This is a genomic window from Pseudomonas sp. S12(2018), from assembly GCF_024355235.1.
Classification (GTDB): Bacteria; Pseudomonadota; Gammaproteobacteria; order Pseudomonadales; family Pseudomonadaceae; genus Aquipseudomonas; species Aquipseudomonas palmensis.
Genome location: NZ_QLAD01000015.1, coordinates 1 through 20,463 on the forward strand (window position 1 = coordinate 1; position 20,463 = coordinate 20,463).

General features: G+C 67.1%; 14 protein-coding genes. 8 read left to right on the plus strand and 6 right to left on the minus strand.

The window, feature by feature from the left end; genetic code table 11:
* Positions 1-81: 81 nt before the first annotated feature.
* The 6 genes from recC to DN388_RS24865 all read left to right on the plus strand — a co-directional run bounded on the left by recC (position 82) and on the right by DN388_RS24865 (position 11,778).
* Positions 82-3,561 carry an exodeoxyribonuclease V subunit gamma gene (recC, locus tag DN388_RS24840; RefSeq protein ID WP_123752295.1) on the plus strand — a complete coding sequence of 1,160 codons (3,480 nt, stop codon included), beginning with the start codon at positions 82-84 and terminating at the stop codon, positions 3,559-3,561.
* Entirely contained in the window at positions 3,558-7,241 is a 3,684-nt protein-coding gene (gene recB, locus DN388_RS24845) for an exodeoxyribonuclease V subunit beta (RefSeq protein ID WP_255002746.1), read from the plus strand. Before recC ends, recB begins: the two co-directional genes overlap by 4 nt.
* Positions 7,238-9,316: an exodeoxyribonuclease V subunit alpha gene (recD, locus tag DN388_RS24850; protein WP_255002747.1), complete on the plus strand. Its 2,079-nt coding sequence runs from the start codon at positions 7,238-7,240 to the stop codon at positions 9,314-9,316. Before recB ends, recD begins: the two co-directional genes overlap by 4 nt.
* Before the next feature lie 115 nt (positions 9,317-9,431).
* The gene (locus DN388_RS24855; RefSeq protein WP_043860717.1) at positions 9,432-10,007 is read left to right on the plus strand and encodes a YfiR family protein; all 576 of its coding nucleotides are present in this window, start codon (positions 9,432-9,434) and stop codon (positions 10,005-10,007) included.
* On the plus strand, positions 10,004-11,281 hold the full coding sequence (locus tag DN388_RS24860; RefSeq protein ID WP_043860716.1) for a diguanylate cyclase: 1,278 nt from the start codon (positions 10,004-10,006) through the stop codon (positions 11,279-11,281). The genes DN388_RS24855 and DN388_RS24860 overlap by 4 nt, the downstream gene beginning before the upstream one ends.
* On the plus strand, positions 11,278-11,778 hold the full coding sequence (locus DN388_RS24865; RefSeq protein WP_082405805.1) for an OmpA family protein: 501 nt from the start codon (positions 11,278-11,280) through the stop codon (positions 11,776-11,778). The genes DN388_RS24860 and DN388_RS24865 overlap by 4 nt, the downstream gene beginning before the upstream one ends.
* Here the strand turns inward: DN388_RS24865 and DN388_RS24870 are convergent.
* On the minus strand, positions 11,775-12,722 hold the full coding sequence (locus tag DN388_RS24870) for a LysR family transcriptional regulator (protein ID WP_043860715.1): 948 nt from the start codon (positions 12,720-12,722) through the stop codon (positions 11,775-11,777). The two genes, DN388_RS24865 and DN388_RS24870, sit on opposite strands and share 4 nt — an antisense overlap.
* A gap of 134 nt (positions 12,723-12,856) precedes the next feature.
* Between DN388_RS24870 and DN388_RS24875 the strand changes: the two genes are divergently transcribed.
* Both DN388_RS24875 and mmsB read left to right on the plus strand, forming a co-directional pair.
* Positions 12,857-14,383: a CoA-acylating methylmalonate-semialdehyde dehydrogenase gene (locus DN388_RS24875; RefSeq protein WP_043860714.1), complete on the plus strand. Its 1,527-nt coding sequence runs from the start codon at positions 12,857-12,859 to the stop codon at positions 14,381-14,383.
* A gap of 10 nt (positions 14,384-14,393) precedes the next feature.
* Complete coding sequence (mmsB, locus tag DN388_RS24880; protein WP_043860713.1) at positions 14,394-15,281, plus strand: 3-hydroxyisobutyrate dehydrogenase; 888 nt, start codon at positions 14,394-14,396, stop codon at positions 15,279-15,281.
* 78 nt (positions 15,282-15,359) lie between these two features.
* Here mmsB and DN388_RS24885 read toward each other — a convergent pair whose 3' ends face one another.
* The 5 genes from DN388_RS24885 to DN388_RS24905 are packed head-to-tail and all read right to left on the minus strand — an operon-like array spanning position 15,360 to position 20,453.
* The gene (locus DN388_RS24885) at positions 15,360-16,292 is read right to left on the minus strand and encodes a phosphatidate cytidylyltransferase (protein WP_043860712.1); all 933 of its coding nucleotides are present in this window, start codon (positions 16,290-16,292) and stop codon (positions 15,360-15,362) included.
* A 1-nt stretch (position 16,293) separates the two neighbouring features.
* On the minus strand, positions 16,294-16,917 hold the full coding sequence (locus tag DN388_RS24890) for a lysophospholipid acyltransferase family protein (protein WP_058540751.1): 624 nt from the start codon (positions 16,915-16,917) through the stop codon (positions 16,294-16,296).
* Between the two features lie 10 nt (positions 16,918-16,927).
* Positions 16,928-17,383: a hypothetical protein gene (locus DN388_RS24895; protein ID WP_255002749.1), complete on the minus strand. Its 456-nt coding sequence runs from the start codon at positions 17,381-17,383 to the stop codon at positions 16,928-16,930.
* Positions 17,380-18,699 carry a phosphatase PAP2/dual specificity phosphatase family protein gene (locus DN388_RS24900; RefSeq protein WP_255002751.1) on the minus strand — a complete coding sequence of 440 codons (1,320 nt, stop codon included), beginning with the start codon at positions 18,697-18,699 and terminating at the stop codon, positions 17,380-17,382. The genes DN388_RS24895 and DN388_RS24900 overlap by 4 nt, the downstream gene beginning before the upstream one ends.
* Positions 18,696-20,453, minus strand: coding sequence for a bifunctional alpha/beta hydrolase/class I SAM-dependent methyltransferase (locus DN388_RS24905; protein WP_043860708.1), 1,758 nt, complete (start codon positions 20,451-20,453; stop codon positions 18,696-18,698). The genes DN388_RS24900 and DN388_RS24905 overlap by 4 nt, the downstream gene beginning before the upstream one ends.
* Positions 20,454-20,463: the final 10 nt, after the last annotated feature.

Consider the following 20,463-nt stretch of genomic DNA (forward strand, 5'->3'; position numbering starts at 1 on the left):
CCGAAAAGCTGCAGGCCCTCGGTCTGTACGCAGACCGTGATAAGGTTCCCCCCAAAATCCGCACAGCCCAAGGGATGCCCCATGCCGCATGCAAGCACGCTTCAACCGGGATTCATGGTCGTTCACGGCAACCACCTGGATGAACTGCGTGGCCTGGTGGTGAGCCTGATGCGGCGTTACCCGCTGGCACCCCTGGAAAACGAGATGGTGCTGGTGCAGAGCAACGGTATCGCCCAGTGGCTCAAGCTGGCCCTGGCCGAAGACCCGCAGGACGATGACCAGGGCGGTTGCGGCATCGCGGCCGCCATCGATGTGCAGTTGCCTGGTAGCTTCATGTGGCAGCTGTACCGCCGGGTACTTGGCCGCGAAGAGATTCCTGAAACCTCCCCGCTCGACAAGGCGCCCTTGACCTGGCGCCTGATGCGCCTGCTGCCGGAAGTGATCAATCAGCCGCATTTCGAGCCGTTGCAGCGCTTTCTTACCGATGACAGCGACCTGCGCAAGCGCTACCAGCTGGCCGAGCGCCTTGCCGACCTGTTCGACCAATACCAGGTGTACCGTGCCGATTGGCTGAAGGACTGGGCAGCCGGACGTCACGTGCTGAGCAACGCTCGTGGCGACTCCCGTGCGCTGGCCCCCGCCAACTGCTGGCAGGCAGAGCTGTGGCGTGCCTTGCTGCTCGATGTGGGAGAGGAAGGCATGGCCCAGAGCCGTGCCGGCGTGCACCAGCGTTTCGTCGAGCGCATCAATGCACTGGAACAAGCCCCCAAGGGCCTGCCATCGCGTGTCATCGTGTTCGGCATTTCTTCGTTGCCGGCCCAGGCCCTTGAAGCGCTGGCAGGCCTGGCACGTTTCAGCCAGGTGCTGCTATGCGTGCACAACCCCTGCCGTCACCACTGGGCCGATATCGTCGCCGACAAGGACCTGCTGCGCCATCAGTACAAGCGCCAGCAGCGCAAGCAAGGCATGCCCAGCCTGATCGACGCCGACACCCTGCACCAGCATGCCCATCCGCTGCTTGCGGCCTGGGGCAAGCAGGGCCGGGACTACATCAACCTGCTCGACAGCTACGATGACCCGGGCAGCTATCGCAATGTGTTCAGTGACGGGCGCATCGACCTGTTCACCGAGAACGGGCAGGCCACTCTGCTCAACCAGTTGCAGGACGACATTCTCGAACTGCGTCCATTGGCCGAGACCCGCGCCTTGTGGCCCGCCGTCGACCCGGCCAAGGACCGCTCGGTGCGTTTTCATGTGGCCCACAGCGCGCAGCGCGAGGTCGAGATCCTGCACGACCAGCTGCTCGCCCGCTTCAGCGCCGACCCCGGTCTGCGCCCGCGCGACGTGATCGTGATGCTGCCGGACATCAACACCTATGCGCCCCACATCCGCGCCGTGTTCGGCCAGCTTGGGCGCAACGACCCGCGCTACATTCCCTTCACCCTGACCGACCAGGGCCAGCGCGGCCGCGACCCGCTGCTGATTGCCTTGGAGCACCTGCTCAAGTTGCCGGACAGCCGCTTCCCGGTGAGCGAGATTCTCGATCTGCTGGATGTTCCCGCCCTGCGTGCCCGCTTCGCGATCAAGGAAAGCGACCTGCCCACGCTGCACCGCTGGATCGAAGGGGCCGGCGTGCGCTGGGGCCTCAATGCACAGCAGCGTGCCGGCCTGGGCCTGCCCGATGACCTCGAGCAGAACAGCTGGCGATTCGGCCTGCGTCGCATGCTGCTGGGCTATGCGGTGGGCACGGGCGACAGCTGCGACGATATCGAACCCTATGATGAAATCGGCGGCCTCGATGCTGCCCTGATCGGCCCGCTGGTGGCCCTGCTCGATGCGCTCGAGGTGGCCCATGCCGAGCTCTCGCAGCCGGCACCGGCGGCGCAATGGGGCACGCGCCTGCATGCCCTGCTGCAGGTGTTCTTCCTGGCCGAAACCGAACACGATGACTACCTGCTGGTGCAACTGCAGGGCCTGTGCGAAACCTGGCTGCAAACCTGCGAGTCGGTCGGGCTCGAGGACGCCTTGCCGTTGACGGTGGTGCGCGAAGCCTGGCTCGCCGGCCTGGACCAGGGGCGCTTGTCCCAGCGCTTTCTGGCCGGCTCGGTGAACTTCTGCACCCTGATGCCCATGCGTGCCATCCCCTTCAAGGTGGTGTGCCTGCTGGGCATGAACGATGGTGACTACCCGCGTGCGCAGCCGCCGCTGGACTTCGACCTGATGGGTAGCGACTATCGCCCCGGCGACCGCTCTCGACGCGAGGACGACCGTTACCTGCTGCTCGAAGCCTTGCTGTCGGCGCGTGAGCAGTTGTACGTCAGCTGGGTGGGCCGCAGCATTCGCGACAACAGCGAGCGGCCGGCGTCGGTGCTCATCGGCCAGTTGCGCGATCACCTCGCCGCCGGCTGGCGCAGCCCCAAGGCCAAGGCCGACGACCCTGTGGAGGGCGGTCTGCAACTGTTGCACGCCTTGACGCAGGAACACCCCCTGCAACCGTTCAGCGCCCGCTACTTCCACAAGCACAGCAACCTGTTCAGCTATGCCAGCGAATGGCGCGCCCTGCACCTGCCGCCAACGCAGCTGCCGACCGAGGCCGACCAACTGGAGCCTTTCGTGCCCGAAGAGCCCCTGAGCCTGACCTTGCTCCAGGACTTCATGCGCCACCCCGTTCGGCACTTCTTCAGCCAGCGCCTGAAGGTGTTCTTCGAAGCCGCCGAAGCCCCCCTGGCCGACGAAGAGCCCTTCGTGCTCGACGCCCTGCAGCGCTACAGCCTGAGCGAAAGCTTGCTGGGCGCAGCCTTGGCCGACCCCACCAACAGCACCGACGCCCTGCAGGCCCAGGCCCGTCGCCTGCAACGCAGCGGCATGCTGCCGCTGGCCGGCTTCGGTGAATGCCTGCAGGCCGAACTGATCGAGCCATTGCCCGACCTGCTGTTGCGTCACGCTCAACTGCTCGGCCAATGGCCAACCCTGATCGACAGTGCGCTGCCGATCAGCTTCGAGTATCGCCAGTTGCGGCTCGAAGGCTGGCTGGGGCGGGTGTACCAGCGTGACGACCAGGCGCTGCTGAGCATCACCACCTTGCCCAACGGCATCAGCAGCGGCAAATCGCTCAAGTGGCACCGACTGGTGGCGACCTGGGTCATGCACCTGGCAGCGTGTGCCGTGGGGCACCGGTTGAGCAGCGCAGTGGTCGCCACCGACGTGACCCTGTTGCTCGACCCGCTGGAGCAACCGCGTGCCGCGGAACTGCTCGGCGATCTGCTGGTGGCCCGGCAGGCCGGCATGAATGCGCCGCTGCCGGTGGCGATGAAGACCGCTTTCACCTGGCTCGGCCAGAGTGACCCTGAAAAAGCCCTGGCGTACGCAGCCAAGGCCTACGACGGCGACGGCCAGAACACCCGCGGCGAGCGCAGCGAGAGCACCGCACTGGCCCGACAGTTCAGTGATTTCGCGGCGCTGACCGCGAGTGAAGAATTCGAGGGCTGGTGCGAGGCACTGTACCGGCCGATGTTCGAAGCCGCCTGGCAACGCCTGGGCAGTGAAGAGGCGCATCCATGACTGCCCACGCACACCAGCCGCCGCTGGCACTGACCTTCCCGCTGCACGGCAGCCAACTGATCGAAGCCAGTGCCGGTACCGGCAAGACCTTCACCATCTCTGCCTTGTACCTGCGCCTGGTGCTCGGCCATGGCGGCGAGCAGGGCTTCGGGCGCGAGCTGGTGCCGCCACAGATCCTGGTGGTGACCTTCACCGATGCGGCCACCAAAGAGCTGCGCGAGCGCATTCGCACCCGCCTGGCCGAAGCGGCGCGCTTCTTCCGTGGCGAACTGCCCGAAGCCGACCCCTTGCTGGTGCAACTGCGCGAGCACTACGCCCCGGACACCTGGCCCGCCTACGCCAACCGCCTGGACGTTGCCGCGCAGTGGATGGACGAAGCCGCCGTCTCGACCATCCACAGCTGGTGCCAGCGGATGCTGCGCGAGCACGCGTTCGACAGCGGCAGCCTGTTCACCCAGACCCTGGAGACCGACCACAGCGAGCTGCTCGGCCAGGTCATGCGCGACTACTGGCGGCGCTTCTGCTACCCCATGCACGGCGAGGCCCTGGCCTGGGTGCGCAGCCACTGGAGCAGCCCCGAGGCATTGCTGCCCAGGGTGCGCGCGCTGTTCGGCCGCACGCGGAGCGAGGAAGACAGCGCCGACCCACAGGCGCTGATCGAAGCGGTGGTGCAGCAACGTGCCGAACGGCTGCGCCAGCTCAAGGCGCCCTGGGCACAGTGGGCCCAGGAACTGCTGCAACTGTGCCATGCCGCACATGCCGCCAAGCAGGTGGACGGGCGCAAGATGCAGCCGCGCTATTTCGAACCCTGGTGCGAGAAGATCGCGGCCTGGGCCCAGGACGAGCAGGCGGTGGAGCTGGATATTGGCACCGGGTTCACCCGCTTCACCCCGCAAGGCATGGCCGAAGCCTGGAAGGGCGAGCCGCCCAGCCACCCGGCGCTGGATGCCATGCCCGGCCTGCGCCTGGAGCTGCAGGCGTTGCCGACCCCGGACGCCCGCCTGCTCGAACACGCCGCCAACTGGGTGTCGAAACGCTTCGAGCAGGAAAAGCGCCGCCGCGCCGAAATGGGCTTCGACGACATGCTGCTGCGTCTCGACTCGGCCTTGGGCGGGACGGCCGGCGAGCGCCTGGCCGGGCTGATCCGCGAACAGTTCCCGGTGGCCCTGATCGATGAATTCCAGGACACCGACCCGGTGCAGTATCGCATCTTCCAGCGTATCTATCGCATCGAGGAGGACGTGCGCGAAACCGGGCTGTTCATGATCGGCGACCCCAAGCAGGCCATCTATGCCTTCCGCGGCGCCGACATCTTCACCTACCTGGGCGCCCGGCGCGCCACCCACGGCCGGCTGCACAGCCTGGATACCAACTACCGCTCAAGCCAGCCGATGGTCGATGCGGTCAACCATGTATTCATGCGCGCCGAACAGCGCGAGGCCGGTCGCGGGGCGTTCCTGTTCCGCGACGGCGCCGACAACCCCGTCCCCTTCGTGGCGGTCAGGGCGCAGGGGCGCAAGGAGCACCTGCAGGTCGACGGGCAGCCCCTGGCAGCGCTCAACCTGTGGCACCTGGCAAGCGACGAGCCGCTGTCCGGCGCGGTCTATCGCCAACAGGTAGCCGCCAGCTGCGCCACCCAGATCGTCAGCCTGCTCAATGGCGGCCAGCAGGGCACCAGCGGCTTTGTCCAGCCAGGCCAGGCGTTGCGTGGCTGTTTGCCATCGGACATTGCGATCCTGGTTCGCGACGGTCGCGAGGCCCAGCTGATCCGCGCCGAACTGGCCGCCCGCGACGTACGCAGCGTCTACCTGTCGGACAAGGACTCGGTGTTCGCCGCCCAGGAGGCACACGACCTGCTGGCGTGGCTCAAGGCCTGCGCCGAACCCGACAGCGAGCGCCTGCTCAAGGCGGCGCTGGCCAGCGTCACCCTCGACCTGCCGCTGACCCGGCTGGCCCAGCTCAACCAGGACGAGCGGGTGTGGGAACACTGGGTCATGAAGTTCCGCGACTATCGCCACCTCTGGCGCACCCAGGGCGTGCTGCCGATGCTGCGTCACCTGCTGCACGACTTCGACCTGCCCCAGGTACTGATGCGCCGCAGCGATGGCGAACGGGTGCTGACCAACCTGCTGCACCTGGCCGAGCTGCTGCAGCAGGCGGCCACCGAGCTGGACGGCGAGCAGGCGCTGATCCGCCACCTGAGCGAACACCTGGCCAGCTCCGGCCAGGCCGGTGAAGAACAGATCCTGCGCCTGGAAAGCGACGAGCAACTGGTCAAGGTGGTGACCATCCACAAATCCAAGGGGCTGGAATACCCGCTGGTGTTCTTGCCCTTCATCAGCACCGCCAAGCCGGTGGACGGCAAGCGCCTGCCCCTGGGCTGGCACGACGCCCAGGGCAATGCCCAGCTGACCCTGACCCCTGATGCCGAGCAGATCGCCCTGGCCGATGACGAGCGCCTGGCCGAAGACCTGCGTCTGCTCTACGTGGCCCTGACCCGTGCCCAGCACGCGTGCTGGCTGGGGGTGGCGGACCTCAAGCGCGGCACCGGCAAGGAGTCGCTGCTGCACCGCTGCGCGCTCGGCTACCTGCTGGGCGGCGGCGCTGTACTGCCGGCTTCCACCGCCCTTGAGGGCTGGCTGCAGGCATTGCAGGAAGGTTGCGCGACCATCCACAGCCAGGTATTGCCGATTGCCGACACCCAGCGCTACCAGGCCCCGCGCAACACCGCCGAGTTGCTGCCGGCCCGCCAGCCGCGCCGCCGCGCCGCAGAGAACTGGTGGATCGCCTCCTACAGTGCACTGCGCATCGGCGAGGAGCTGCTCACCGCCGACAGCTCCCAGGCCCAGCAACTGCTCGATGACGAACCGGCCGATCCGCAGGCCCTGCGCGAAGTCGTGGCGACGGGCGGCGACATCCACCGCTTCCCGCGTGGCCCCAACCCCGGCACCTTCCTCCACGGGCTGCTCGAATGGGCCGGTCACGAAGGCTTCGGCCAGGTGGTCGCGGCGCCCGAGCAACTGCACAAGACCGTGGCCCAGCGCTGCAACCGGCGCGACTGGACCGGCTGGATCAACACCCTCGGCAACTGGCTCGAACACCTGCTGAACGCACCGCTGCACCTGGCACCGGACAGTGCGCCGGTTGCCCTGGGCCAGTTGAGCCAGTACCAGATCGAGATGGAGTTCTGGTTCGCCAGCCATCAGGTCGACGTGCTGGCCCTCGACCGCCTGGTATGCACCCACACCCACGACGGCGCGGCCCGACCGGCCGCGCAGTCGGCGCTGCTCAATGGCATGTTCAAGGGCTTCATCGACCTGGCATTCGAGCACGACGGGCGCTACTACGTGGCCGACTACAAATCCAACTGGCTGGGCACCGACGACCAGGCCTACAGCGAGCTGGCGATGGAGGGCGCGATCCTCGAGCATCGCTACGACCTGCAGTATGTGCTGTACCTGCTGGCCCTGCACCGTCAGCTGCGTGCCCGCCTGCCCGACTACGACTACGAACGGCATGTGGGCGGCGCGGTGTTCCTGTTCCTGCGTGGGGTGCACGCGGCCAGCCAGGGCTTGTACTTCATCAAGCCGCCGCGCGTGCTGATCGAGCGGCTCGATGCCCTGTTCAGCGGCGCAAGCGCACCGCAGCAACCTGATCTGTTTTCCGGAGACAGCGCATGAGCCGCACGTTCGACGACCTGTTGCCCACCCCTCTGGATGCCGGGCATCTGGCGGCCCTGGCGCCGTTGACGGTGGGCGCCGACCTGCTGGCGCTGCTCGATCGATGGGTCGAGCGCGGCTGGCTGCGAGCACTGGACCGCGCCTTCGTGGCTTTCCTCGGCGAACGCGACCCGCAGGCCGACCCGCTGGTGCTGCTGGCCGCCGCACTGGCCAGCCACCAGTTGGGGCACGGGCACGTGTGCCTGGACCTGGCCGAAACCCTGGCCGAGCCTGACTTTGCCCTGTCGTTGCCACCCGAGGGCGATGCCCTGGCCGGCCCCTTGCTGCTGCCTTCGCAACTGCTGGAGCGCCTCGATCTGGCCACCTGGTGCCAGCGCCTGCAAGGCAGCGCGCTGGTTGCCCTGGGCAGCAGCGAAGCACATGCCTCGCGCCCGCTGGTGTTGAGTGGGCAGCGCCTGTACCTGCGCCGCTACTGGGCCTATGAACGGCGCATCGACAGTGCCCTGCGCGAACGCCTGGAACAGGCCGAACCCACGCCCGCCGATTTGCGCGCCCGCCTGGATGCGCTGTTCGAAGGCTCGGCGCTGGCCGGTCAGGTCGACTGGCAGAAGCTCGCCTGCGCGCTGGCCACCCGCAGTGCGTTCAGCATCATCACCGGCGGCCCCGGCACCGGCAAGACCACCACCGTGGTGCGCCTGCTGGCCCTGTTGCAGGCCCCGGCCGTGGAGGTCGGGCGCCCGTTGCGTATCCGCCTGGCCGCACCGACCGGCAAGGCAGCGGCGCGTCTTACAGAATCCATCGGCCAGCAGGTGGAGCGGCTGGCCGTCAGTGACGGCGTGCGCAGCAACATCCCCAGCGATGTCTCCACCGTGCACCGCCTGCTGGGCAGCCGCCCGGGCTCGCGACATTTTCGTCACCACGCCGGCAACCCGTTGCCACTGGACGTGCTGGTGGTCGACGAGGCCTCGATGATCGACCTGGAAATGATGGCCAACCTGCTGGCGGCGATGCCGGGGCATGCGCGCCTGATTCTGCTCGGGGACAAGGACCAGCTGGCGTCGGTCGAGGCCGGCGCAGTGCTGGGCGACCTGTGCCGCGATGCCGAGGCCGGGCGCTACAGCGCTGCCACCCGCAGCTGGCTGGAGCAGGTCAGTGGCGAGTCGCTGGCCGGCAGCGGCCTGGTCGAGGGCGATGCCCAGCGCGACCCCTTGCCCCAGCAAGTGGTGATGTTGCGCCATTCGCGCCGCTTTGGTGAGGGCAGCGGTATCGGCCAGCTGGCGCGCCAGGTCAACGGCCAGCAGCCGGAGCAGGCCCGTGCGCTGCTCGAGCAAGGTCTTGCCGACGTGCACAGCCTGCGCCTGAGTGGCGAGCACGACCGCAAGCTCGACACCCTGCTGCTGCAGGGGCTGGGCCGCGGTGGCGACAGCCCGCAGGGCTATCGTGAGTACCTGCACCTGATTCGCCAGACCCGCCCGGCGCCGGATACCGCCGCTGACGATCCACGCTGGGAGGCGTGGGCACTGAAGGTGCTGCGCGCCTTCGAGCGCTTCCAGCTGCTGTGCGCGGTGCGCAAGGGCCCCTGGGGTGTCGAGGGCCTGAACCAGCGGGTCGGCAAGGTGCTGACGGCGGCCGGTCTGATCGATGGCGAACAGCCCTGGTACGAAGGCCGCCCGGTGCTGATGACGCGCAACGACTATGGGCTGGGCCTGATGAACGGCGATATCGGCATTGCCTTGCGCCTGCCGGACGCCCAGGCCTCCACACCGTTGCTGCGGGTGGCGTTTCCTCGGAACGATGGCCAGGGCGGCGTCAGATTCGTCCTGCCCAGCCGGTTAAGTGAGGTTGAAACCGTGTACGCCATGACGGTGCACAAGTCCCAGGGCTCGGAGTTCTCCCACACGGTTCTGGTGCTTCCCGACGCCTTGAACCCGGTGTTGACCAAGGAACTGATCTACACCGGCATCACCCGCGCCAAGGACTGCTTCAGCCTGATAGAGCCGCGCCAGGGCATTTTCGAGGAGGCGGTGCGGCGCAAGGTCAAGCGTATTTCCGGGCTGATGCTGGAACAGGTGTAAGGCGCCGGCGCAGCCGACGATTCGGCTGATCCGCCCTTGGAGGCGACCTCGCGGGAAAAGCAGGCGTTATGCTATCTTGCCCCCACGCAAGGCATGGTCTTAAGAGATTTCCTATATGAAGGTCGCCGCCCTTACACCGGGACGTGTAAAACGCTGGAGGCTCATGCTGCTGGCGGCGTTGGTGCTGGTACTTCCGCTGCACGGCATGGCCCAGGGCGCCGCAGCCGCCACACTGGCCGAGCAGCGGGCCAAGGCAGTGACCCAGGTGGTACTGGGTATCCTCAGTTACGCGCGCTGGCCGGTGGAACCCGAACAGCTGCGCCTGTGCCTGATCGGCCCTACCGAATATGCCGACGACCTGGTCAAGGGGACCACCCAGGCCACCGGCCGGCCGCTGACCGTACGTCGTCTGCTGGCGGGGGATCCGCGTATCCTCACCCAGTGCGACGCGGTGTACATCGGCAAGCTCAGTGGCGAGGCGCGCAGCCAGCTCATCAGCGCGATCAACGGCAAGCCGGTGCTGAGCATCAGCGAAGCGGATGACCCCTGTACGGTCGGCAGCCTGTTCTGTCTGCGGGTCAAGGACACCCAGGTGGCCTTTGACGTGAACCTCGACTCGGTGGCGCGCAGCGGCGTGCGCATCCATCCCAGCGTGCTGCAATTGTCGCGGCGCCGAGCGCTGCAGCCATGATCGGCTGGCTCAAGACACGCGAACGGACCACGTTGCGCGCGGTGCTCAGCCGCGGTCACCTGGGCGTGGCGTTGCTGGCCATCGGGCTGGCCGGCATCTCGCTGACCGTGCTGGGGGTGCTGGCATTGCGCGTCTATGCCAACCACAACCTTCACCTGATTGCCCGTTCGATCAACTACACCGTCGAGGCCGCGGTGGTGTTCAACGACAGCAGCGCCGCCAACGAAGCCCTAGCGCTGATTGCTGCGGCCGAGGAAGTGGCCAACGTCAAGGTCTTCGACGATGCGGACCAGTTGCTGGCCAGTTGGGAGCGCAGTGAAGGCGGCATGCTCGACCAGTTGGAGCTCAAGATCGCCCGGACCCTGCTCGAAGAGCCGATCCGGCTGCCGGTGGTGCACCAGGGCCAGCAGGTGGGGCGCATCGAGCTGGTTGGCCAGGGCGGCAGCCTGATGCGCTTTCTGCTCAGTGGCCTGGCGGGCATCCTGCTGTGCACGGCGCTCAGCGCGGTAAGTGCCCTGTACCTGTCGCGCCGGCTGTTCGCCGATATCGTGGGGCCCCTGCGCGGGCTGGCCAGCGTGGCCCATGCGGCGCGGCGCGAACGCAGCTTCGACCGGCGCGTGCCCTCCACCCAGATCGCCGAACTCAACGAGCTGGGCAACGACTTCAATGCCCTGCTCGACGAAATGGAAGCCTGGCAAAACCACCTGCAGAGCGAGAACGAGACCCTGGCCCACCAGGCCAGCCACGACAGCCTGACTGGCCTGCCCAACCGGGCGTTCTTCGAGGGCCGCCTGAGCCGCAGCCTGCGCAACGCGATCAAGCATGGCGACGGGCTGGCGCTGCTGTTTCTGGACAGCGACCGCTTCAAGGAAATCAACGACAGCTACGGCCATGCCGCAGGCGACGAGGTGCTGGTCGCCGTGGCCAGCCGGGTGCGTGCGCAGCTGCGCGAGCACGACCTGGTGGCGCGTCTGGGGGGGGACGAATTTGCGGTGCTGCTTACCCCTCTGCATCGCTTCGAGGATGCCCAGCGTATCGCCGACAAGATAGCCGCCAGCATGAGCCTGCCTATCCGCCTGCCGGACGGCCAGTGCGTCGTTACCTCGTTGAGCGTAGGCATCGCAGTGTTTCCCGATGACGGCCGTACCCCGGCCGAGTTGCTCAATGCCGCCGATGCGGCGATGTACCAGGCCAAGCGTCACACCCGTGACGGGCCCCAGTCGGCAGAGGCGGAGTTCTCTGCGTCCAGCGCAAAAACAGGAGCTGAACCGTGATTCACCTGACTCGATACCTTCGCTTGCACCTGGCCTTTCTGGCCCTGGCCCTTTTCGCCCTCGGCGGCTGCCAGACCCCGCCGCCCAAGGGCCTGACCCCCGAGCAGATAGCCGTGCTCAAACAGGAGGGGTTCACCCCCACCGACGAGGGCTGGACCTTCGGCCTGTCCGGCAAGGTGCTGTTCGGCAGCGACCTGGATGCACTCAACACCCAGAGCCGCGAGATCGTCGAGCGTATCGGCAAGGCGCTGCTGTCGGTGCACATCGAGCGGGTGCGGGTGGATGGCCATACCGATTCATCCGGCAAGGCCAGCTACAACGAACAGCTGTCGGCGCGCAGGGCGGCCAGTGTGGCCAGGGTGCTGGTGGGCGTGGGCATGCGCCCCGAGAACGTCGAGACCCGCGGCCTTGGCAGCCGCGAGCCGGTGGCCAGCAACGACACCGCCGCCGGCCGCACCGAAAACCGCCGCGTGGCGATCGTGGTCGCCTCCGACTAGTCGGCAAAACTCATTGTGTGCGACTCGCCCATCAGCAGGGGCGCGTTGCGCTCGGTCACGTCGCGGATGTAGTCCCACAGCAGCGTGATGCGCTTGAGCTTGCGCAAGTCTTCCCGGCAGTACATCCAGAACTGCCGGGTAATCTCCACTTCCCCCGGCAGCACCGGCACCAGCCGCGGGTCCTGTGCGGCCAGAAAACACGGCAGGATGGCCAGCCCGCGACCCTGCTGGGCCGCCACGTACTGGGCGATCACGCTGGTGCTGCGCAGGTGTGCGGTGGCGGTGGGCAGCAGGTTGGCCAGGTACAGCAGCTCGGAGCTGAATGCCAGGTCGTCCACGTAGCTGATGAACGGGTGTCGGGCCAGGTCGCTGCTGCGCAGGATCGGCTCGTGGTTGTCCAGGTAGTCGCGGGTGGCGTACAGGCGCAGGCGGTAGTCGCACAGCTTGCAGCACACATAGGGCCCGTGTTCCGGGCGCTCCAGCGCGATCACGATGTCGGCCTCGCGTTTGGACAGGCTGATGAAGTGCGGCAGCGGCAGGATATCCACCGAGATCGCCGGGTAGGCATCGACGAAGTGGCTCAACTGCGGGGTGATGAAGAAGCTGCCAAAGCCTTCGGTGCAGCCCATGCGCACATGCCCCGACAGCGCCACGCCCGAGCCGGACACCTGCTCGCAGGCCATGTGCAGGGTGCTCTCGATGGCCTCGGCATAGCTGAGCAGGCGCTGCCCCTCGGCGGTGAGCACGAAGCCGCTGGTGCGCGACTTTTCGAACAGCAACGTGCCCAGCGCCACCTCCAGCGAACTGATGCGCCGCGACACCGTGGTGTAGTCCACGCCCAGGCGCTTGGCCGCGCTGCTGGCCTTGCGCGTGCGCGCCACTTCGAGGAAGAACTTGAGGTCGTCCCAGTTCAGCGACCCCAGGGATGTGATGTTTTTTTGCATGTTGGTCCGGCTTTTATGTGCGTTCTTATTAGAAGTTTGCACATCTATACTCCAATTCAGCCCAGGACCCAAGCACCGTCGCGGCTGCCGCGTCGGCGTTTCTCTCCCTAACAATAAATCCAGGAGAACCCCTCATGAACGCATCCCTCACGCCCGGCCAGACCAAGGTCGACAGCGTCAAGCTGCTGATCGACGGCCAGTGGGTCGAGTCGAAAACCACCGAATGGCGCGACGTGGTCAACCCGGCCACCCAGCAGGTGCTGGCCCGCGTACCCTTTGCCACCGCCGAAGAAGTCGATGCCGCCATCGCTGCCGGCCAGCGTGCGTTCAAGACCTGGCGCGACACCCCGATCGGCGCGCGCATGCGCATCATGCTCAAGCTGCAGGCGCTGATCCGCGAACACTCCAAGCGCATCGCCGTGACCCTGAGCGCCGAGCAGGGCAAGACCATCGCCGACGCCGAAGGCGACATCTTCCGCGGCCTTGAAGTGGTCGAGCATGCTTGCTCCATCGGCACCCTGCAGATGGGCGAGTTCGCCGAGAACGTGGCCGGCGGCGTCGATACCTACACCCTGCGCCAGCCCATCGGCGTGTGCGCCGGCATCACCCCGTTCAACTTCCCGGCAATGATTCCGCTGTGGATGTTCCCGATGGCCATCGTGTGCGGCAACACCTTCGTGCTCAAGCCGTCCGAGCAGGACCCGCTGTCGACCATGATGCTGGTGGAGCTGGCGCTGGAAGCCGGTGTGCCGGCCGGCGTGCTCAACGTGGTGCACGGCGGCAAGCAGGTGGTGGATGCGCTGTGCACCCATACCGACATCAAGGCGATCTCGTTCGTCGGCTCCACCGAGGTCGGCACCCACGTGTACAACCTGGCCGGCCAGCACGGCAAGCGCGTGCAGTCGATGATGGGCGCCAAGAACCACGCCGTGGTGCTGCCCGACGCCAACCGCACGCAAACCCTCAATGCCCTGGTAGGTGCCGGTTTCGGCGCTGCCGGCCAACGCTGCATGGCCACCTCGGTGGCGGTGCTGGTGGGCAAGGCCCGCGAATGGCTGCCGGAGCTCAAGGCCCTGGCCGCCAAGCTCAAGGTCAACGCCGGCAGCGAGCCTGGCACCGATGTGGGCCCGCTGATCTCCAAGCGCGCCAAGGAGCGTGTGCTGGGCCTGATCGAAAGCGGCATCAAGGAAGGCGCCACCCTCGAACTCGATGGCCGCGACGTGCAGGTGCCCGGCTACGAGCAGGGCAACTTCGTCGGCCCCACGCTGTTCTCCGGCGTGACCACCGACATGCAGATCTACACCCAGGAAATCTTCGGCCCGGTGCTTGTGGTGCTGGAGGTCGACACCCTCGACGAGGCCATCGCGCTGGTCAACCGCAACCCGTTCGGCAACGGCACCGGCCTGTTCACCCAGAGCGGCGCCGCGGCACGCAAGTTCCAGAGCGAGATCGACGTGGGCCAGGTGGGCATCAACATTCCGATCCCGGTGCCGGTACCGTTCTTCAGTTTCACCGGTTCGCGCGGCTCCAAGCTGGGTGACCTGGGCCCCTACGGCAAGCAAGTGGTGCAGTTCTACACCCAGACCAAGACCGTCACCGCGCGCTGGTTCGACGACGACAGCGTCAACGATGGCGTGAACACCACCATCAGCCTGCGTTAAGGAGTCGACCATGCGTATTGCATTCATCGGGCTGGGCAACATGGGCGCGCCGATGGCGCGCAACCTGATCAAGGCCGGCCATCAGCTCAGTCTGTTCGACCTGAACAAGGAGGTACTGGCAGAGCTGGCCGAACTCGGCGGGCAGATCAGTGCCTCGCCCAAGGACGCGGCCAGCGCCAGCGAGCTGGTCATCACCATGCTGCCGGCCGCTGCCCATGTGCGCAGCGTGTACCTCAACGAAGACGGCGTGCTGGCCGGCGTACGCGCCGGTACCCCGGTAGTGGACTGCAGCACCATCGACCCGCAGACCGTGCGTGCGGTGCATGCAGCGGCGGCCAGGCAGGGTGTGGACCTGGCCGATGCACCGGTGTCGGGCGGCACCGGCGGCGCGGCGGCGGGTACCCTGACCTTCATGGTCGGCGCCAGTGAGGCGCTGTTCGCCACCCTGCAGCCGGTGCTGGCGCAGATGGGGCGCAACATCGTGCACTGCGGTGAGGTGGGTACCGGGCAGATCGCCAAGATCTGCAACAACCTGCTGCTGGGCATCTCGATGATCGGCGTGTCCGAGGCCATGGCCCTGGGCAATGCCCTGGGCATCGACACCAAGGTGCTGGCCGGCATCATCAACAGCTCCACCGGGCGTTGCTGGAGTTCGGACACCTACAACCCGTGGCCGGGCATCGTCGAGACGGCGCCGGCATCACGCGGGTACACCGGTGGCTTTGGTGCGGAGCTGATGCTCAAGGACCTGGGGCTGGCCACCGAGGCGGCGCGTCAGGCGCACCAGCCGGTGATTCTGGGCGCGGTGGCGCAGCAGCTGTACCAGGCGATGAGCCTGCGCGGGGAGGGTGGCAAGGACTTCTCGGCGATCATCGAGGGCTATCGCAAGCCCGAGTAGAAAAGCTTCGCCAGCAAGGCTGGCTCCTACAGGCGAACCTGTTGCCTGTAGGAGCCGGCCTTGCCGGCGAAAGGGCCCTCAAGCCCACCAGTACCGTACAAAGTGAAAGAACACCGGCGCCGCGAAACATACCGAATCCATGCGGTCCAGCATGCCGCCGTGCCCCTCGATCATGTGCCCCCAGTCCTTCACCCCGCGGTCACGCTTGATCGCCGACATCACCAGCCCGCCAAAGAAGCCCATGACGTTCACGGTCAGCGCCATCAGCGCCGCCTGCCAGAAGGTGAACGGGGTGATCCAGAACAGCGTCGCGCCGATCAGCGTGGCCAGTGCCACACCGCCCAGCAACCCCTCCAGCGTCTTGGACGGCGACAGCCGCGGCGCCACCTTGCGCTTGCCGAACAGCTTGCCGCACACGTACTGCAGTACATCGGAAATCTGCACCACCAGAATCAGCCAGGCGATCAACAGCAGGTTGCGCCCCTCGAACCCGGGGATATCCAGCGTCATCAGGGCCGGTACCGACGACAGGCAGTACACCGCGATCATCAGCCCCCACTGCACCTTCGAGGCCCGCTCCAGAAAGCGCGTGGTATCGCCGCCGAAACTGGCCAGGATCGGCAGCAGCAAGAACAGGTACACCGGGATGAAGATACTGAACAACCCGTACCAGTCCATCGCGATCAGCAGGTACTGCACCGGCAGCGCCACATAGAACGCCGCCACCAGTGCCGGGTAGTCGCCACGCCGGGTGGGCGTGAGGGTGAGGAACTCGCGCAGCGCATAGAACGACACGCAATAGAACAGCAGGATGACCCCCAGCTTGCCGAACACGAAGGCCAGGCCGATCACCAGCACCATCACCCACCAGGCATTGATGCGCGCATTGAGGTTGTCGATGACCGCGTGCGGGGCCGGGCCCGCGCGCCATTTGAGCAGGCGCCCGATCAGGCTGGCGAGCAGCAGCAGGCCACCGATACCGGCAAACAGCAGAAGTGTGTTGTGGTCCATCTCAGGATTCCTTGGGGGCCAGGGCCAGCAGGGCAAGGCGTGCCCGTTCCAGAAACGCGTGCTTGCTGTCATCGGGCAAGCGTTGCAGCGGCTCGCCGAAGCTCAGGGTGCACAGCAGCGGCAGGGGCAGGGCACGGCCCTTGGGCATCACCCGGTTGAGGTTGGCGATCCACACCGGGATCACTTCCACCTCGGGGTGGGCACTGGCCAGATGGAACAGCCCGCTCTTGAACGCCAGCAAGGGCTCGTCGCCCAGGTTGCGCGTGCCTTCGGGAAAGAAGATCAGCGAGTCGCCCTGCTCCAGCGCCGCATGGATCGGCTGCAAGGGGTCGCTCTGGGCCTCGCTGTGCTGGCGGTCGATCAGTACGCCGTTGAACACCCTGTTGATCAGAAATTGGCGAATGCCCGGTTTTTGCCAGTAATCGGCCCCGGCCACCGGGCGGGTGTGCCGGCGCAGTTCCTGGGGCAGCGAGGCCCAGATCAGCACGAAGTCCCCGTGGCTGCTGTGGTTGGCGTAGTACAGGCGTTGCACCGGCTGTGGTGTACAGCCTAGCCACAGGGCGCGGGCGCCCGTGATCAGGCGGGCCACCGAGGTGATGCCGAAGGCGGTGAGGGCGGCAAGCATGACGAGGTCCTTATCCGACGAGAGAAAGCCAGGGCAGGCACAGGATGCCGGCAATCGCCAGCAGTACCTGCACGCCAAGGCACAGCAGTTGCTGGCGCATCAGGCGCAGTGCGGCCCGGCTGCGCGCCTGCCAGTCGCGGTCGTCGACCGGGGCGGGCTTGAGGCCCAGGTCGAACAGCGCCTGGTCCAGCGCGCGGGTAGTTGGCGACAAGGTTGCGGCCTGGGTGGCCAGGTGCGCGAACAGCTCGGCGTCCAGCGCAACCCGCATGCCCCAGTATTTTTGCAGCAGGCCGGCTGCCAGCAGCAGCACGCACAACAGGGCGCCAAGCACAGGGGCCGGCGCGCCGGCAAGTGGCGCCAGGCCATAGGCCAGCGCCAGCAGGCTGATGCCGTCCGACAGGCGTTCCACCTGGCGCCCGCGCCGCAGCAGGCTGGCCACCAGCGCCAGGTGGGTCTGGCTACTCACAGGCCGCCCCCCGCCGGCAGGCTGTCGATCACCTGGCGGTGCGCCGGGTGCAGCACGACCCCGGGGCGGGCCTGGGCGATCAGTCGCTGGGCCTGCTGCGCGTTCTGGCAGCGCCCGCCGAGTACCAGCCAGGCGGCCACGGCGCAGGCACTGCGCGAGTAACCCAGGGCGCAGCACACCAGTAGCGGGCCCTGCTGGCGCAGTCGCTCGATGGCCTGGGCCGCCTCGCGGCAACGTTCGGCACTGGGCACCACCAGGTCCAGGCAGGGCAGGCTGCAATAGGCCTGGCCCGGCGTGTGTGCCGCCGGCAGTTCTGCACACAGGTCGACCACCGCAGCAAACGATGCCGCCTGACCTCGTGCAGGCACCCGCCCCAGGTACACCCCCTCGCACACCTCGTCGGCCTGTGGATGGCGGCGCGTCCACCAACGCGAATTGAGCCAGGCGCCGATCAGGTACGGCGCCAGCAGCCAGCGCGCGGCATACGACAACTGGCCGCTCGGGCCTTTCTGAAACCCCTCGGCGCCCAACACGGCATAATTGAGCGCCACCATCAGCAGTGCCAGGGCGGGCCACAGCAGCAACAGGGCGATACCGCCGGCATACAGCGCCAGCCCACCCAGCACGGCGCTGCCCAGCGCGTAGTACGCGGCCAGGCGCCAGCGCCGGCGGTCACGGGTCGGCTGCAGGCTGCCCAGTACCGGCCGGCCCTCCACGGGCCACAGCCATACACACAGCGCGCCTGCCACTGCACCACTGGGCACGTCGATGAAGTGGTGCTGCCAGGTGGTCAGCACCGACAAACCGATCAACCCCATCCAGCCATGCAGCAGCCAGCGCACCAGCTGCCCACGGGTGTGCCGGGCGAACATCGCCCAGATGATCACCAACAGCGCGATGTGCAGCGAAGGGGCCTGGTTGAACGGCTTGTCGAAGCCCATCAGCACATCGAACAGCCAGCCGAACACGCCCTGCAGTTCAGGGCGCTCGAAGGTGAAGCGCAGCGGCCACAGCAGAAAGCCGGCGATGCAGATCAACTGTGCGCTCAGCAGGCGCAAGGCATGCCGGTCCATCTCCAGGCGGCTGAGCGGCAGCAGGAAGGACAACCCGTACAGCAGGTCGATGGACCAGTACGGCAGGATGGTCCACGGCCACAGCGGGATGCTGCTTTCCCAGGCGAACACCAGGCTGCCGACGTCGCTGCGCCCGGCGGTGAAGGTGTTGCTCAGGCCATAGCTCAAGAAGAACAGCGGCCCGAGCAACAGCAGCCAGAGCACGCCGCGCCGGATCAGGCCCGGCTCGCGCACTGTGCTCATTCAGCAACTCGCTGGGCCAGGCTGACGCTGAAGATGCCCCACTCGTCGATGCGCTGGCACACCTTGCGAAAGCCTGCCGCTTCCACCAGCTGGTCCATCTCCACCTGGCTGCGCCGACGCATCACCCAGGCCTGGCCGGCGCGGTGGCTGGTCAGGGCGCGGGCGATCATCTCCAGCTGCGGGTGCCACGGCTGGCCGGTGTATACCAGGTAGCCGCCCGGCGCCACGGCCTGGGCCAGGCCGCCCAGCGAGTCGCCGACCATCTGGTTGCTGGCGAACAGTTCATACAGCCCCGATACCACCGCCAGGCTCGGACGCGGTTCAAGGGTGGCCAGGCTCTGCGCATCGAAGGCATCGCCCTGCACGAAGCGGGCGATGTCGGCCAGGCCTTTGTGTTCGATCAGCGCCGTGCCTTCGCGCACGTTGAGCTCGCTGTAGTCGCGCAGCAGGATCGAATCCGGGCGCTGCTCCAGGCCCTGCAGGGCTTCGAGAATGTAGCGGCCATGGCCGGCGGCGATGTCGACGATATGCACCGGTGCGCCTTGTTCGCGCAGGCGCTCGATGGCCAGGCGCAACAGCTCTTCCACATGCAGCTTGCGCTGGCGGATGCCCTTCCAGCCGATGGCGTCGAGGTAGTTGCGGTCGATCATGCGGCCCAGCTTGCCCTTGCCGGTGGCCTGGTTGCGGTAGACGTAGTCCAGCGTGCTGCCCGAATCGAAACCGGTGTCGAAGCCCAGCTTGACCCCGCTCGACAGGCCCTTGCCCAGGCGCAGGCCGGCGCGGGTTGCGCGCCAGTACAGGTCGGCCGGCGAATTGCGTGGCAGCGGCGCGGCCAGGCTTTCGGCCTCGGCGCAGCTGGCGCCGAGCTGGTCGGCATCGAGCAGCGACGGGCGCTGGGGCGCCACGCTGAAGCAGTGCTCCACGAAGCGCCGGATACGCGCCAGCGCATGCCCGCGATCACGCTCGCCGAGGGTGTCGTGGAAGAAGCCGGGCAGCACGTGCTTTTCCTTGTGTACGCTGCCCAGGCGCTCGAAGAACTGCTCCTGCGGCTGGCGCTTGACCACGAAGTCGGCGCCGGAAATCAGCAATTGGGTCGGCACCTGGATCGCCTGGGCATCGGCCACCACGCGATCGGCAGCTTCGTACAGCCCCAGCAGCATGTTCACCGAAATCGGCCGGCTGATCAGCGGGTCGTTTTCATACGAGGCGATGCGCTCGGGGTCGTGGCTGAGCAGGCGCGGCTTGACGTAGCTGTTGACGAAGAAGTTGCCGCGCCAGGCGCGCATCAGCTTGAGCCCCGGGCGGGCGAACGGCACGTACAGCTTGACCTTGAAGGCCGGCGAGGCGAGCACCAGGCAGCGCACCTTCGGCGCATAGTCATGCGCCCAGGTTGCGATCAGCACGGCGCCGACGCTTTGCGCCAGCACCGCCATGTCCTGTTCGTCGATGGCATGCTCGCGGGCGATGTGCTCGATGAAGGTCTGCACATCGCGCACGCTGCACGCGAAGCTCGGGCTGTCGCCACGGGCCCCGGGCGACTCGCCATGGCCACGGGCGTCCCAGGCGAAGAAGTCATGGCCGGGCAGGTCGAGTTCATCCACCAGGTGGGCCATGCGCCCGCCGTGTTCGTGGCCACGGTGGAACAGCACCACGGCGCGGCGCGGCTGGCCGGGCTGGCGGTTGGCCGGCCAGTGGCGGTAATGCAGCTCTACGCCGTCATGGGTGGTGAAATGCAGGGATTGCGCGGTGCGCATGGCAAATATC